Raw genomic sequence first — 16,738 nt, forward strand, 5'->3', positions numbered from 1 at the left:
CTTAGGTTTTAGTAACTGTCATTAGGTAATTGATTAAAGAGCGCCAGATTTCTAACAAGGAGGCAATTAATTGCATGAATAACATAGAAGAAGACCTTAATGATAATCAGGATATAGCAATTATTGGTATATCCGGGCGTTATCCAGGAGCAAACGATATTGAACAATTTTGGCAGAATATTCGGGATGGAGTTGAGTTAATATCTCTCTTCTCAGAACAAGAATTGCTAAACTCCGGGATTGAAAAAGAGCTAATGAATAGCCCTAACTACGTCAGGGCTGGCAATGCGCTCCCAAACATAGATATGTTTGATGCTAGTTTCTTTGGCTATACTCCCAAACAAGCTGAAGAGCTAGACCCGCAACAACGGCTGTTCCTCGAATGTGCTTGGGAAGTCATAGAGAGGGGTGGTTATAACCTAGATACCTATCAAGGTTATATCGGGGTTTATGCTGGCATTAACATGAGCAGTTATTTTTTAAACAACGTTAATCCGAGTTTTAAATTTTCTCACCTTACTAGCAGCTCGTTGCAACAACTGCTAGGCAATGAAAAAGATTACCTGGCAACAAGTGTTGCTTACAACCTGAATCTAACCGGACCTGCCATCACCGTTCAAACGGCTTGTTCAACTTCATTAGTAGCTGTTCATCTGGCCTGCCAAAGCTTACTCAATGGCGAATGCGACATGGCTCTTGCTGGTGGTGTCAACATCCGCGTTCCTCAAAAAGTTGGATACTTATATCAGGAGGGGATGATTGTATCTCCAGATGGTCACTGCCGAGCCTTTGATGCCAAGGCTAAGGGCACCGTATTTGGTAATGGTCTTGGGATTGTACTACTCAAGGGACTCAAAGATGCAATTGCAGACAGAGATTATATATATGCAGTAATCAAGGGTTCTGCCATTAATAACGATGGCTCTTTGAAAGTTGGTTATACTGCACCTAGTGTGGTAGGTCAAGCAGCCGTTATTTCAGACGCTCAGGTTGTGGCTGGGGTGGAAGCAGAGACGATATCATACATAGAAGCTCATGGCACGGGCACAGAACTAGGAGATCCGATTGAAATTAAAGCTTTGACCAAAGTATTTCAGCAGAGCACCCAAAAACAAGGCTTTTGTGCCATTGGTTCAGTAAAAACTAATGTAGGGCATTTAGAGAAAGCAGCAGGAGTAACGGGACTTATTAAAGCTACGTTGGCTCTCAACCACAAATTAATTCCTCCTAGCCTGAACTTTGAGCAACCCAATCCCAAAATTGATTTTGCCAACAGTCCCTTTTATGTCAATACCACTTTGTCAGAATGGAAAAGCAATGGCACTCCTCGCCGAGCTGGAGTTAGTTCTTTTGCTGTGGGAGGAACTAATGCCCATGTTATTCTCGAAGAAGCACCAGAACTAGTCAAAAGTGAAGATAAGTATCAGCGTCCCTTACATTTATTAACGCTCTCAGCAAAAACTAAAGAAGCACTCTCAGAGTTAGTCAGTCGTTATCAAAATTACCTGGAAACTCACCGAGAATCAGAACTGGCAGATATCTGTTACACAGCTAATACCGGACGAGTTGACCATAACCATCGTCTGGCCATTATCGCTGCTGACCAACAACAATTAGCGACAAAACTCAGCCACCTGACTGCTGGGGAAGAAGTGGCAGGAGTGTTTCAACAAGAATTTTCCAGCACCAGTAGTGTTCCTCAAGTAGCTTTCCTGTTCACCGGCCAAGGTTCCCAGTATCTTAATATGGGACGGCAACTCTACGAACAAGAGCCGACATTTCGTGAAGCTTTGGACGAATGTGACCAAATTCTGAGTTCGGTTCTAGACCAATCCCTTTTAGCAGTTCTCTATCATCAAACTACAAATAAGTTTGGTTCATCTCTACTAGACCAAACTGCTTATACTCAACCAGCCCTATTTGCCATTGAATATGCCCTATTCAAACTATGGCAATCCTGGGGCATCAAACCAGGTGCAGTGATGGGTCACAGTGTGGGTGAATATGTAGCAGCAACCGTAGCAGGGGTATTTAGTTTAGAAGACGGTCTGAAACTAATTGCCACGCGAGGGCAGTTGATGCAACAGTTGCCATCGGTCGGAGAGATGGTGTCGGTAATGGCATCAGAGTCAAAACTACGAGAGGCGATCGCGACCTACGCAGAGAAATTGGGGTTGGCTAAGTCTAATGTAGAAATCGCAGCCATAAACGGGCCGCAAAGCGTTGTGATTTCGGGAGCGAGTGCAGCTGTTGGGGCAATTTGTAGCAGCCTAGAATTGGAGGGAGTGAAAACCAAACGACTAAACGTATCTCACGCCTTTCATTCACCCTTGATGACACCAATATTGGCAGAGTTTGAAGCAGTTGCTCAACAAGTTAGCTACAATCAGCCTCAAATTCCACTCATATCTAATGTTACAGGAGAAACAGCTACCGATAAGGTAATCACGGCAGACTACTGGGTGAATCATATCTGCCAACCAGTGAGGTTTGCCCAAAGTATGGAGACCTTGCACCAACAAGGGTATGAAATCTTCCTAGAAATCGGACCGAAACCAATATTATTAGGGATGGGGCGGCAGTGTCTGCCAGAAGAAATCGGTGTGTGGTTACCGTCGTTGCGGGAGGGAGTAGAAGACTGGGAACAGATGCTTTCAAGTTTAGGACAGCTGTATCTAGAGGGAGCTAACGTGGATTGGTCTGGGGTAGATCGAGATTATAGCTGTCAGAAAGTGGTGTTGCCAACCTATCCATTTCAACGACAACGGTATTGGATGGAAACCCAAAATGGCTACAGACAAAAACAATATTTGCTAAAAGCAAAATATCTGCATCCCTTACTAGGTGAAAAAATCCACCTACCCCGCATAGAGAATCAACTGCATTATCAATCACACCTAACAGCAGAATCCCCAGCCTACCTTAGTGACCACAGAGTATTTGACAAAGCACTATTCCCAGCTACAGGCTACCTAGAAATAGCAACAGCAGCAGCCAGAAATCTGTTCGGTTCACCCCCAGTCGCAGTAACAGATTTATTCATAGGTAGAGGCTTAATCCTACCAGAAACAGAAATCAAGACAATAAAAACAGTAGTCTTCCCATTAGAAAACAACAGCTATAAGTTCGAGATATTCACCGCATCACAAGGAGAAAATCAACAGACACCCCAATGGACATTGCACGCCGAAGGGAAAATCTCTCCAGACTCAACCACCAAGATAAAAGCAACAATCGACCTAGAAAAATACCAGAAAGAGTGTAGTCAAGCCATAGACATTAAACAACATTATCAACAATGTCTCGAAAGAGGGATTAACTACGGCAGCAGTTTCCAAGGAATAAAACAGTTGTGGAAAGGTCAAAGAAAAGTCCTAGGGGAAATCGCCTTACCAGAAGAATTAACCACACAAGTAACAGACTATCAGCTACATCCAGCCCTATTAGATGCAGCTCTACAAATGATAGGTCATGCCATAGACCACACCGAAACCGACCAGACCTATCTGCCAGTAGGGATAGAAAAATTGAAACTGTATCGTCAGATAACAAGCGTTGTATGGGCGATAGCAGAAATACCAGAAACCAGCTTAACCGCCGACATTTTGCTGGTAGACAAATTCGGCACGATACTAGCCTCCCTAGAGGGATTAAGGGTAAGGGCAACCACACAATCAGCCCTATGGAGAAGTCTGCAACCAGATATCAGCCATTGGTATTATCAAATCAACTGGCAAGCTCAACCCCTACCATCAACGACCCCATCACCAGCAGCAAGCAGCAAATGGTTAGTATTGGCAGAAGATACTCACCTAGTAGAAGCACTAGAACACATTGGTCACGAGTGCATCAGAGTATCACCAGGACAGACCTATGAGCAACTAAGTCCACAACACTATCAAATCAATCCTGCCAGTGCCGAACAATTTCAACAACTGCTAGCAGAAAACCCAGGGATGACAGGGGTGGTGCATCTGTGGAGCGTGGCGGAACTCCTTGGCAAAGACCACCTAGAATTAGAGACAATTCAAGAAAAAAGTTGTGGGGCTCTGCTGCATTTGGTGCAAGCCATCGTCAACAGCAAACCGGAAAAAATCCCGCAGCTGTGGTTAGTAACCCAAGGAACTCAGAGGGTAAACTCAGACCAAGAAGTAATCAACCCCGAGTATGGAAGCTTATGGGGACTAGGACGAGTAATCGCCCAAGAACACCCAGAACTAGGCTGTAAACGCCTCGACTGCGACCCAGAAAAGCAGATTACTCAAAACCTAGATGCCCTAGTCACAGAGCTGTTATCAGAAGATGTAGAAGACCAAATCGCCATACGTCAGGGCCGTCGTTATGTGGCCAGACTGGTACAAAAACCCCACAAACAGCCCATCACCTCAGCCGACCAACCAGTGCAATTGAAACTGCCAGAATATGGAGTGATAGACCACCTCAACTGGCAACTAATGCAGCGGCGTGTTCCATTAGCCACGGAAGTAGAAATCGAGGTAGCTGCAGTGGGACTAAACTTTCGAGACGTGCTCAACGCCCTAGGATTACTCAAAGACTACTATGCCTCTCATCTAGGTATCAGCAGTGCACAGCAACTGACCTTCGGTTTGGAATGTGCTGGTAAAATCACTGCAGTAGGAGCACAAGTCTCACAGTGGCAAGTAGGAGACGAAGTCATAGCCACCATGGTGCACGACGGCTTCAGCAGTTTCATCACCGTTCCCGCTGAGTATGTGATGCCAAAGCCGAAACACATGAGTTTCACCGAAGCAGCCACCCTACCCCTGACATTCCTGAGTGCCTACTACGGGTTGCAGCACTTAGCTAAAATTCAACCAGGAGAGCGAGTATTAATTCATGCTGCAGCTGGTGGTGTCGGGCAAGCCGCCGTGCAAATAGCTAAACTGGCAGGGGCAGAAATATTTGCGACAGCAAGTCCGAGTAAATGGGAATTTCTCAAATCCCTGGGCATTAAGCATGTCATGAACTCCCGCACCTTAGAGTTTGCCGGGGAAATCCTGGAGCACACTGCAGGAAAAGGAGTAGATGTAGTCCTCAATAGCCTCAACGGAGAGTACATTCCCAAAAGCTTAGAAGTATTAGCTCCAACAGGCAGATTTATCGAAATTGGCAAAATTGGGATTTGGGACCAACAGCAAGTCAAGGAAAAACGACCAGATGTCCGTTACTACCCCTTTGATTTATCAGAAGTAGTCCAACAACAACCAGGTGTAATGGCTCAACTGACAGAGGAATTAACTCAGGGATGGAACCAAGGACAACTCAAAGCCTTACCTTATAAAGTATTTCCTAGTACAGAAGTAACAGCAGCCTTCCGGTATATGCAGCAGGCCAAGCATATAGGGAAAGTAGTGGTGGAGATGCCAGAAGCTTTATCTGATCAGCAAAAGTCCATCAAACCAGAAGCCAGTTATTTGATTACAGGGGGATTAGGAGCCTTAGGGTTAGAAGTAGCCCAATGGATGGTCACTCAAGGAGCCAAGCATCTAGCTTTAATGGGGCGTAGGGCTCCGAATCCAACAGCACAAACCATCATAGAGGAGTTAGAAACAGCTGGAGCCCATGTCAGAGTAGTATTAGGAGATATTTCCCATACTGAAGATGTAGCCAAGACACTACAGGAAATATCAGCATCATTACCCCCACTCAAAGGAGTGATTCATGCCGCCGGGGTATTGGATGACGGGTTACTGCAAAACATGAGTTGGCAGCAGTTTACCAAAGTGATGGCACCAAAGGTGGCCGGAACTTGGCATTTGCATCAACTGACCCTTGATGTACCCTTAGATTTCTTTGTCTGTTTCTCGTCGATGGTTTCGATGTTTGGTTCACCAGGTCAAGGAAACTATGCCGCCGCTAACGGGTTTATGGATGCTTTAGCCCACTATCGTCGAGGGCAGGGATTACCAGGATTGAGTATTAACTGGGGACCATGGGCAGCAGCAGGCATGGCAGCTCGTTTAGATAGTTTTAATCAGCAGCGGCTTGATAGGAGTGGCATGATTGCCATCAAACCAGAACAGGGCATGATGGCATTGGGGTCATTGTTATCAGAGTCCCAAAGCCAAGTGGGGGTGTTCCCGATTAACTGGTCAAGGTTTGTTAGCCAACTACCGGGTGGGCAAAAGATGCCATTGTTAGAGGCTTTGATTTCCACTGAGCAGTCATTAACTCAAAAGTCCGCATTTAGGGAACAACTAGAATCAGTACCAGTTTCAGAACGTCAGGAGTTATTAACCAATCAGATTCGCTCTTTGATAGCCAAAACCTTAGGCTGGACAGATACACAAAAGATAGGAATGCGACAACCTTTGTTTGACTTAGGATTAGATTCTCTGATGGCAGTGGAATTGAAAAATCGCTTGGAATCAAGCTTAGAGACAAGCTTAAGTTCAACACTATTGTTTGACTATCCGACGGTAGAAGCACTGGTAGAGTATTTAGCCAATGATGTCATCTCGCTAGAGTTCTATTCTGACCTAGATGAAACAGAAAATGTAGAACAAGATGAAATAGATAACGCATCTCGTTTTCAAGAAATTTCGGAAGAAGAAATGGCCAACCTACTAGCTAAAAAAATAGAATCTCTGGGAAGAAATAAAAGCTAATGAAAGAAAGTAAAAGCAGCCGTACTGTAAACTACAAAGCATTAATGGAAAATGCTTTTCGCCAGATAGAAACTTTGCAGTCTCAAGTAGAAACTTTTGAAAATCAAAAAATAGAACCCATAGCGATAATTGGCATGAGTTGTCGCTTCCCTGGTGGAGTCAACTCTCCTGAAGCATTCTGGCAACTACTCCATCATGGAGTAGATGCGATCGCAGAAGTACCATTAGCGCGATGGAACATTGATGACTACTATGACCCTTCTCCAGATGCTCCAGGTAAACTTTATACCCGCGATGGTGGTTTTATCTCACAAATAGATCGCTTCGATGCCGCCTTTTTCGGGATTTCTCCCCGAGAAGCTCACAGCTTAGATCCTCAACAACGCTTGTTGCTCGAAGTTAGTTGGGAAGCAATAGAGAGGGCTAACATAGTCCCAGACAAATTGTTTAATAGTCTCACAGGAGTATTCATTGGCATTGGTAATAGCAATTATCAGAGTAAGCTGGCCACCTCTGAGATACCACAGGCTTATTGGGGTACAGGTAATGTGCCGAGTGCTGCTACAGGTCGTTTATCATACATCTTGGGACTCACTGGACCTAATATGGCAGTAGAAACTGCTTGCTCTTCCTCTTTGGTATCTGTGCATCTGGCTTGTCAGAGTTTGCGACAGCGAGAATGCAATATGGCTTTAGCTGGTGGTGTGAATCTACTCCTATCTCCTGAGTTGAGTATTGTTTTCTCTAAAGCCAAAATGTTATCTCCCGATGGTCGCTGTAAGACGTTTGATGCTTCGGCTAATGGTTACGTCCGTGGAGAAGGATGCGGAATAATTGTTTTGAAGCGACTTTCAGACGCCGTAGCCAATCAGGATAATATTCTGGCGGTAATTCGTGGCAGTGCGATCAATCAAGACGGAGCAAGTGGTGGATTGACAGTACCTAATGGTCCGTCTCAAGTAGCTGTGATCCGTCAAGCCCTCGAAAATGGGGGAGTAGACCCAGCAAGTGTTAGTTATATTGAAGCTCATGGTACAGGAACTTCTTTGGGAGACCCCATTGAAGTTGGAGCCATAGGAACAGTATTTGGAAAAACTCACTCTCAAGAAAACCCCTTAAGTGTTGGGACAGTTAAAACTAACATAGGTCACTTAGAAGTAGCAGCAGGAATAGCAGGTTTAATGAAAGTAGTCCTGCAACTGCAACAGCAAAAAATAGCACCATCACTACATTTTAACCAACCTAATCCCTATATTAATTGGTCTCAATTACCTCTACAAGTCTCGACTAAACTTAGCCCTTGGCAAACCAATGGTAAAACTCGCATTGCGGGAGTGAGTTCCTTTGGTTTTAGTGGGACTAATGCTCATGCAATTTTAGAAGAAGCGCCAGTAAAAGCCAAAAGTCAAAAGTCAAAATTAAAAATTCAAGATGGGCTAGAACGTGCAGTTCATCTATTAACTCTCTCAGCGAAAACTGAAACGGCTCTTGGTGAGTTAGTCAATAGTTATCAAAATTCTCTAAAAACTCATCGAGAATTAAAGGTAGCTGATATCTGCCATACAGCCAATACAGGACGTGCACAGTTCCACCACAGACTAGCAGTTGTTGCCTCTAACCAACAAGAATTAGTTGAAAAACTCCGACAGCACCAAAAAAAAGAAGAAGTAGGCGGAATCTACTCAGGAGAACTGACAAATAACACCACAGTACCCAAAATCGCCTTCCTATTCACAGGACAAGGTTCCCAATATGTGAACATGGGAAGGCAGTTGTATCAGCAAGCACCAACTTTCCGTGAAGCAATTAACCAATGTGAGGAAATTCTTAGTAGCCTCGAAACGTTTAAGGAAACCTCATTACGAGAAATTCTCTATCCAGCAGCAGACAAAGAGCAGCTCAGTACATCCCTACTAGAGCAAACAGCCTATACCCAACCGGTGCTGTTTGCTCTAGAATATGCCCTCTTTAAGCTCTGGCAATCCTGGGGGATTAAACCAAATGTAGTTATGGGTCATAGTGTGGGTGAATATGTGGCAGCCACTGTAGCAGGAGTGTTCAATTTAGAAGATGGACTAAAACTAATTGCTGCTAGGGGCTCTTTAATGCAGAAATTACCTGCTGGTGGAGCAATGGTTTCACTCATGGCTGATAAGTCGAAAGTCCTAGAAACTTTGAAGGCAATGTCGTTGGAAGAAAAAGTAGTCATTGCCGCTATCAATGGACCCGAAAGCACAGTAATTTCTGGCGAAGCAGAAGCAGTAGGAGAGCTCGCAACTAACCTTGAATCTGTTGGCATCAAGACCAAACAACTACAAGTATCCCATGCCTTCCATTCACCATTAATGGAACCGATGTTGGCCGAGTTTGAAACTGTAGCCAATCAAATCACCTACCATCAACCAAGGATACCAATCATATCCAATGTCACAGGAACTCAGGCAGGCAACAGCATCGCCACAGCACAATATTGGGTTCGTCATGTGCGCCAACCGGTAAGGTTTGCCCAAGGAATAAAAGAGTTAAACCAGCAAGGCTATGAAACTTTCCTAGAAATCGGACCTAAACCAATATCATTAGGGATGGGAAGGCAATGTTTACCAGAGGGGGCAGGTTTGTGGTTACCATCATTGCGGGAGGGAGTAGAAGAATGGCAACAGATGCTGTCTAGTTTAGGACAGTTACATGTACAGGGGGCTAAAGTAGATTGGTTAGGATTTGACCAAGATTATGCTCGTGAGAAAGTACCCTTACCTACATATCCCTTCCAACGACAAAGGTATTGGGTAGAGACCTCTAAAAATGACGATCAAAAAAATGGTGGCATCCCATTAGAAAAGATCAGTACCCCGATCGTCAATCTGATTAATCAAGGAGAAACCAAAGCTTTAGCTCAACAACTAGAAAGAGTGGGAAATCTTTCTCCAACTGAAGTTGAATTTCTACCAAAACTTATAGAACTGCTAGTTGAACAGCACCAGCAACAACTAAAAGCAGTTAGCACTAAAGATTTTGGGGAAGAAACAATCAAGAGTGCCTCTCCACAGCAGCAATTAACTAAAAATGTTGAACTAATCCAAAAATTGGCAACAGTTTCTACTCAAGAATGCAAACAAATTCTGGTTGAATATATCCAACAGCAGGTGGGAAAAATACTTCTAATCAATGATTCAAACCTTATAGATCCACAGCAATCCATTTTAGAATTGGGTTTTGATTCCTTAACTGGTCTTGAACTCAGAAGTCAACTTGAAACTCAACTAGAAGTGACTATATCTGCTGGCAAAATTCTACAAGGACCTAGCATAATTGAATTAGCAGAAGAGCTTACTAAACAATTGACTCAAGACAGTTATTCTTCAGAGATTATAAATTCTGAAGATGAAAGTAAAGAATTGGTTGACAAAACAAGCCGTTGGATTGCATATCATCAACCAAAACCCAATGCTCGTCTGCGTCTATTCTGCTTTCACCCATGGGGTTCAAGTGCCTCAATGTTCCAAGGATGGTCTGATCAGCTCCTAACAGATATAGAAGTATTGCCAATTCAACTTCCAGGCAGGCAAAGACGCCTACAGGAAAAACCTTTTACGGAGTTTGTTCCTCTCATCCAGGTTTTAGGAGAAATTATCAGTCCTTACTTAGATAGACCATTTGCTTTTTTCGGCCATAGCATGGGAGCATTAATTGCTTTTGAACTTGCCCATGTTCTTGAACAAGAATACAATCTCAAACCACTACACCTTTTCTTAAGCGCTGCCCTACCACCATCCGATACTTCTTTATCAAAGGAGTTTGAGTCTTTCTCACAAGAACAAAAACTGAATTATCTTATGAATATTTCAGAAATTCCAGAAGATATTTATGACGATCCATCACTTTTACAAGAGTTGATGAATGTATTTAAAGCAGACCTTCAGCTATTACAAAGCTATCGCTACGTGGCCAAAATTCCTCTGAGTTGCCCAATCTCTAGCTTTGGTGGCATCAACGATTCTTTGACAAGTGAAAAACAACTTTCAGAATGGTCGAAGTACACTTCGAGTACATTTGAAGTACAAATGTTTCCTGGTAAACATATGTTCTTGAAGGATAGCAAAAAACTGCTTTTGGATACAATTTATCAGATGCTATCTATTAAGATATAGCAAGTCTTATACCCATGAGGTACAAATCTCTGGGTTTTAGGGAGCAGGGAGCAGGGAGCAGGGAGCAGGAACCCACCCCTAAACCCTCTCAGGAGGGGAAGTTAGGGAAGAGGGAAAAAATAATGTGTACCTCATAGTTATGATAAACGCTATAGATATGATATGAGTAAATATTCAATTAGACGTAGATAATAGGCGTCTTATAAAAAAAACAAGTAATTAAGGAACAAAAATGACACCTAGTATAGTATCAAAAGATGCTTTTGTCGGAACATGGAAACTTGCCGAACTGAAATCTGTAGATAAGGAACAAAAAATCAGTTATCCCTATGGCAAAAATCCCGTAGGCCACATTATATATACTAAGGAGGGATATATGTCAGCCTCAATTATGATGAGTAATCGCTTGAATCTTGGCTTATCTATGGAAGAAATCCAGAATCTGAGGAATGTATCAAAACTACAGTTAATAACAAACATACTGAAGTATATAAAAGTAACTTTTAGATATTTTATGGCAGCGAGAAACTATATTTCTTATAGTGGTAAATATGAAATTAGAGATAATAAAGTTATTCACCATGTTGAAGTTAGTTTAATTCCAGATTGGACTGGTATAGACTTGGAACGGAATTTTGAGCTTTCAGAAGATATACTTGTACTAACTGCATCATCTGTGGGGAATACCTTTTACCTCACTTGGCAACGCGTTTCCTAGAACCTCAGGGGGTGAAAAGGTAGCTAAAAGCTAGGGAGCGACTTTCGCCCCTTCAGCCAAGTTACAAAATTGAGCGTTGCTGATTCTGGGTATGGTTTTGCACCCCTAGCACCCCAATTTTGGGAGGAACAAAACTCTTAAAGTCCCCCTCGGTGCCCTTGACCTAGGCGAATTTAATAATTTAGATGCTGAAAGCCCACCTAAGGTTCTAGAACTTCTGGTATTGTTCCGGCGGGTCGGGGCATCCCGTGTCGTTAATAAAGTAACCCGTTTGACACTCCCCGGTCTAAAGACGTGGGGATTCTTTGTTCAACGATCCATCTTGCGTGGGCCAGCCGGAACCAGGAAGAGTAGAGGACGGATCTCCCAAAGCGTTTTGGTTTAACACCAGGGTTCCGATTTGCCCCACCGTACCTTGTCAAGATGCAGTCGCTCATGGGGGGAACCCCCTTTGGCCGACTGCATCGCTTTTTTTATAGATAGATAGATACTTTTTTAATCTAATTTTTTTCATAGACATTTAAGTCGTTAGACCAAATTACGCAATATGTATCTCTTACATATTTTTTACGTTGCCTACTTATTTTTAGATAGTATTTATCTAGCTTTTGATTTTATTGTCTATTACTTCAATATAACACGCTCTGTTAAAACTGTCAAGTTTTAGCTGAAAAAGAAAGCCGTCCTATAAGGACGGGGCTTTAAACCCAATTTTTTCGGTAACCGTTCGGCCAGCGTCGGCGAAAGCCGATACCATTGGGTGGTGTTGGTAAGAAGCCCGCATTCGGGCTTGTCAGCGTCGGGAGTATGTCACGAAACACAGAATTGAACATCGAATGCAGCGATCGCATAACTATACCCAGCAGCCTTGGGAAGAAGACTACAGTGAAATTATTGATGTGCGCTCCCCGAGTGAGTTTGCTGAGGATCATATGCCAGGTGCGATTAATCTACCTGTGCTCGATGATCAGCAACGGGCTAAGGTAGGGACTATCTATAAACAAGTGTCTTCCTTTGAAGCTCGCAAAATTGGTGCCTCTCTAGTTGCTGGGAATATCTCTCGACATCTGGAAAGTCACTTTGCTGCTAAGGATAAAAATTACCATCCCTTAGTCTATTGTTGGCGGGGTGGACAGCGTTCCCAGAGTTTGGCAGCAGTGTTAGTTCAAATTGGCTGGCAAGTTACAGTTCTCGACGGGGGATACAAAACCTATCGAGCTTATGTAAGGGAACAATTAGAACAGTTGCCACAGCAGTTTACTTACCGGGTATTGTGTGGACTAACCGGTAGTGGGAAAACCCTGATTTTGCGGCAACTTGCTCAGCAAGGTGTGCAGGTGCTGGATTTAGAAGAGTTAGCCAATCATCGAGGTTCCCTGCTCGGTCAAGAGTGGGAAGGTGAACCATTATCTCAACCGTCACAAAAATGGTTTGAATCCCTGCTATTGGAAAAATTGCAAGGCTTTGATGTCGATAAGCCAGTATGGGTAGAAGCAGAAAGTAATAAGATTGGACAAATTTATTTGCCTCATTCAGTATGGCAAAATATGAAGGATGCTAGTTGTGTGGAAGTTGAGTTACCCCTGGCACGTCGAATTGAATGGTTGTTGCAAGAGTATCCTCACTTGGGTACTAACCCTGAGTTTTTCAAAGGTAAGCTAGAGTGTCTAAGGTCTCGCTATGGCTGGAAAAAAATTAACCAGTGGTATGGAATGATTGATGAGGGTCAAGGTCATGCTTTGGTAGGAGATTTGCTTGAAACTCATTATGATCCAGCTTACCGCCGCTCGATTAGTAAGTGTTATGGAAATTTAGTATCGACGTTATCGATTGTGGATTTATCAGATCAGAGTGTTCAAATTTTTGTCAATAGTTTAGTGTCTTTGACGGAATTATCCTAAGCTAAAACGCATTTTTAATGCGTTTTAGCAAGGCAAAAGACAAAAGGCAAAAGGCAAAAGGCAAAAGGCAAAATGGTACTGGGATATATCTTTTTTATTTGATTTAAATAATAGACAGTTTAAATGCAAAAAAAATTAAGAATAGTTAATCAGTAAGTCAATATTTTATGTCCGAGTACTTATCAAATTATAATGATAAATTACTGATAACAAAGAATGAGATACTGTCCGGTTGTTTCGGTTAGGTTCATAGTTTATTTGTTTACCCATTACCCTCAATTATAGCACTACTAATTAAAGTTAGAACATTGATAAAAGCTCATTTGCTAATGCACGTAAACTTTTGCCTCTTGCCTCTTGCCTCTTGCCTTACACGTAGCGCTATATTACACAATTGGGCAACGCCAAATATTACTCATGCAACACTTCTGCCCGTTCCCAGTCCTCTGGCACACCATAGCTTTGATACCTTTGGCAGCGTTTGACATAGAGCATGGCTGCTTTATCCTGGGGATTGGTATGTAAAACTGACTGAAATATCTGTTCAGCTTGGGCGAAAGCTTGCCGATGGTAGAGAAAAGCAGCTTGTTCAAAGTTACTCTTAGTTTTTCTTTTTAACTCCTTCAGTTGCGGCTGATCTTGATCAAATAGCTCAAATACTGCCACCGGTTTATTTTTTCCCTTAACTTTGACTCGATCCAGAAACCTATAACTGTACTTTTGAAACTGATTCAGGTTATAGAGGGTTTGTTGGCTAATCATAATCCCTGCACCATAAAGTTTGGTTAATCCTTCCAAGCGGGAAGCAAGATTCACTGCATCAGAAATAACCGTACTTTCCATCCGCTTTTGTTCACCGATGGTTCCTAGCATTAAGCTACCTGTATGTAAACCAATACCGATAGTAATCGGAACATAACCACTTTGGCACCGATGCTGGTTGTAGACCGCAACTGTTTGCTGCATCTCAAGTGCTCCTTGAACCCCATCATCCGCTGACTCAGGAAAAAGTGCCATCACTCCATCTCCAATATACTTATCAATAAAGCCATTGTGAGCGCGGATTGCTGGACTAACTCGACTCAAATAGCTATTAATAAAATTAAAATTTTCTTGAGGAGATAACTGTTCTGATAGGCTGCTAAAAGAGCGAATATCAGCAAAAAGAACAGTCATTTCTTTTTGAACGTGATCCCCTAATTTAACATCAACAATACTGTCATATCCCAGGAAGCGCAAAAAGTCATGGGGAACAAACTTACCATAAGCCGAGGTAATTTTAGAAAGCCGTAGATGACTTTTAATTCGGGCTAACAATTCATGCTTAGAACAAGGCTTAGTCAGATAATCATTTACTCCACAAGTAAACCCTTCTACCAAATCGGAAACTTGATTGTTGGCGGTTAACATGATCACCGGAAGTTCACTGGGCAAAAACTTCTGGCGAATTTTTGCACAAACTTCATAGCCCGTCATGCGGGGCATCATCACATCCAGTAAGATCAAGTCAGGCTGGAAGCCAGTTGAGAGCATTTCTAAAGCTTCTAAACCATTAGTGGCTGTAGCGATCGCATAGTTTTCCATGGAAAGATAATTGGTAAGAACCTGGCGGTTGACTGGTTCATCGTCCACAATCAAAATTTTGATATATCCACTGTCTGCTGCTAAGGCTCCAGTAAAGTTCGGGGTTTCATTGGTCAAATCCGGAACTGGAGCAATTGATTCAATTTGCAAAAGTGCGGAGGTCTGCTGAACCTGCCTCTGAGACACTGGCAAAGTAAATGTAAAGTGGGAACCAGACTTATTTTGCAATCGCTTAGGAGATCCTCCCAGGCGAAATTGTGCTTCTGGCAAGCTACGCGATCGCACATGAATTTTGCCACCGTGTAACTCGACTAACTGTCTAGTAACCGCTAATCCCAAACCCCTCCCGCCATATTTTTTAGTCCTGGAGCAATCTACTGATTCAAAGGAGTCAAAAATCCGATTTAATTTATCTGCTGGAATACCAATTCCTGTATCTGAGACAGTAATGACTAACATTGGTAACTCGTCATTGCTAACGGGTAACTGTTCAGCTAATACTTCCACCCTACCAGATTCAGTAAACTTAATAGCATTTTCGATTAAGTTATAAAAAATTTGTTGCAGCCGATTTTCGTCAGCATCGACCAAGGGCATATCGGCAGGAATTGAGTTAATTAACTCCAAAGGTTTTTTCGCAATTAGAGAGTGGGAATGTCCAAGGACGAGATTGGCTATTTCTCGCAGGCTGACTGGCTTAATTTCAAGTTCAAGATGTTTGTGTTTTAGCTTCGAAAAATCCAGGAGATCGTTGACTAAATTCCCTAGTCTTTTTCCACTAGATGCAATGATGGCAAGATTAGCGTTTGCTTTGGAGGGCAATTGTCCTGCAACACCATCCATCAGGGATTCAGCAATACTGATCATGCCATTGAGGGGGGTGCGGAGTTCTTGGGAGGTATTCGCTAAAAATTCGTTTTTCAGTTGATCGAGGTGCTGCAATTCAGTATTCTTGGCTTCTAGGGTGGCAAAGGACTCTTGCAATTGTCTTGCCATGTTATTAAATGCCTTAACCAAAACCCCAAGCTCATCGGAGCGCTCCTGGTTGACAATTTGGTCAAATTGTCCCTTCTCTAGAGCAATGGCTGCGTCCTTCAGTTGGACGATAGGCCGGACAACCCAACGGGATGTAACGATTCCGACTTCTGTTGCCAGTAACAAGGCTACTAGGCATAAGGCAATAGTAGTGCGGGTATGGGCGTGGATTTGTTCGATGAAATCCGCTTCTGGCACCACTACCACAATCAACCAATCCAAGCCAAATTCATCTTGAAACGGCTGTATTTGTACAAATTTTCGTTTACCTTCAACAGCAAATTCCCATTGCTGTAAACGTTGAATTGGTTGTTTTTGATTCAGCTTGGTTGATAAATATTGAGCCGTAGCTTTAGTGAAGGGATTACTACTATCCGTTGCTTTAACTCGTTCGGCTCCGTAGTCTTTGTGAGTAGTACGAAAAGGCTTCTCACCGGTAGAGGTTGCCACGAGCATTCCCGAACGTTCAATGATAAAAACTTGTCCAGTTTTGCCAACCTTTAGACTGCGTAAAAATTTGCCAATTTGTGATAAATTTCTGAGGGGGCGACGAAATAAGCTAAAATGCAGATTCTATAAGCAACCTAGCCCTTATACCTCGTTGATAATACTTTCGTTTATTAGGATTGAGTCTCATTAATTCGGTTACTAATTCTAGACAACAATCCTTAAACTTTACCCAGGTTTGACCATATAAACCAATGTAAAAACTGCTATGTCTCC

General features: G+C 42.8%; 6 protein-coding genes and 1 pseudogene. 4 read left to right on the forward strand and 3 right to left on the reverse strand.

Going from position 1 to position 16,738, the window contains the following annotated elements:
- Positions 1 to 74 precede the first annotated feature (74 nt).
- The 3 genes from F6K46_RS17090 (at position 75) to F6K46_RS17100 (ending at position 11,495) form a co-directional block, all read left to right on the forward strand.
- Positions 75 to 6,629, forward strand: coding sequence for a type I polyketide synthase (locus F6K46_RS17090; RefSeq protein WP_293058823.1), 6,555 nt, complete (start codon positions 75 to 77; stop codon positions 6,627 to 6,629).
- Complete coding sequence (locus tag F6K46_RS17095) at positions 6,629 to 10,777, forward strand: beta-ketoacyl synthase N-terminal-like domain-containing protein (protein WP_293058820.1); 4,149 nt, start codon at positions 6,629 to 6,631, stop codon at positions 10,775 to 10,777. Before F6K46_RS17090 ends, F6K46_RS17095 begins: the two co-directional genes overlap by 1 nt.
- A gap of 232 nt (positions 10,778 to 11,009) precedes the next feature.
- Complete coding sequence (locus F6K46_RS17100; protein ID WP_293058817.1) at positions 11,010 to 11,495, forward strand: lipocalin-like domain-containing protein; 486 nt, start codon at positions 11,010 to 11,012, stop codon at positions 11,493 to 11,495.
- A gap of 701 nt (positions 11,496 to 12,196) precedes the next feature.
- On the opposite strand, the gene F6K46_RS17105 is transcribed toward F6K46_RS17100, so the two are convergent.
- A complete protein-coding gene (locus F6K46_RS17105) occupies positions 12,197 to 12,346 on the reverse strand; it encodes a hypothetical protein (protein ID WP_293058814.1) in 150 nt (49 codons plus the stop codon).
- On the opposite strand from F6K46_RS17105, the gene mnmH reads away from it, so the two are divergent.
- Positions 12,332 to 13,396: a tRNA 2-selenouridine(34) synthase MnmH gene (gene mnmH / locus F6K46_RS17110; RefSeq protein WP_293058811.1), complete on the forward strand. Its 1,065-nt coding sequence runs from the start codon at positions 12,332 to 12,334 to the stop codon at positions 13,394 to 13,396. The two genes, F6K46_RS17105 and mnmH, sit on opposite strands and share 15 nt — an antisense overlap.
- Before the next feature lie 411 nt (positions 13,397 to 13,807).
- Here mnmH and F6K46_RS17115 read toward each other — a convergent pair whose 3' ends face one another.
- Together F6K46_RS17115 and F6K46_RS17120 are read right to left on the reverse strand one after the other, a co-directional pair.
- On the reverse strand, positions 13,808 to 16,465 hold the full coding sequence (locus tag F6K46_RS17115; RefSeq protein WP_293058808.1) for a response regulator: 2,658 nt from the start codon (positions 16,463 to 16,465) through the stop codon (positions 13,808 to 13,810).
- Between the two features lie 109 nt (positions 16,466 to 16,574).
- A pseudogene (locus tag F6K46_RS17120) lies at positions 16,575 to 16,738 on the reverse strand (IS4 family transposase); the annotation flags it as partial.

The sequence above is a fragment of the Moorena sp. SIO3E8 genome, from assembly GCF_010692445.1.
Classification (GTDB): domain Bacteria; phylum Cyanobacteriota; class Cyanobacteriia; order Cyanobacteriales; family Coleofasciculaceae; genus Moorena; species Moorena bouillonii.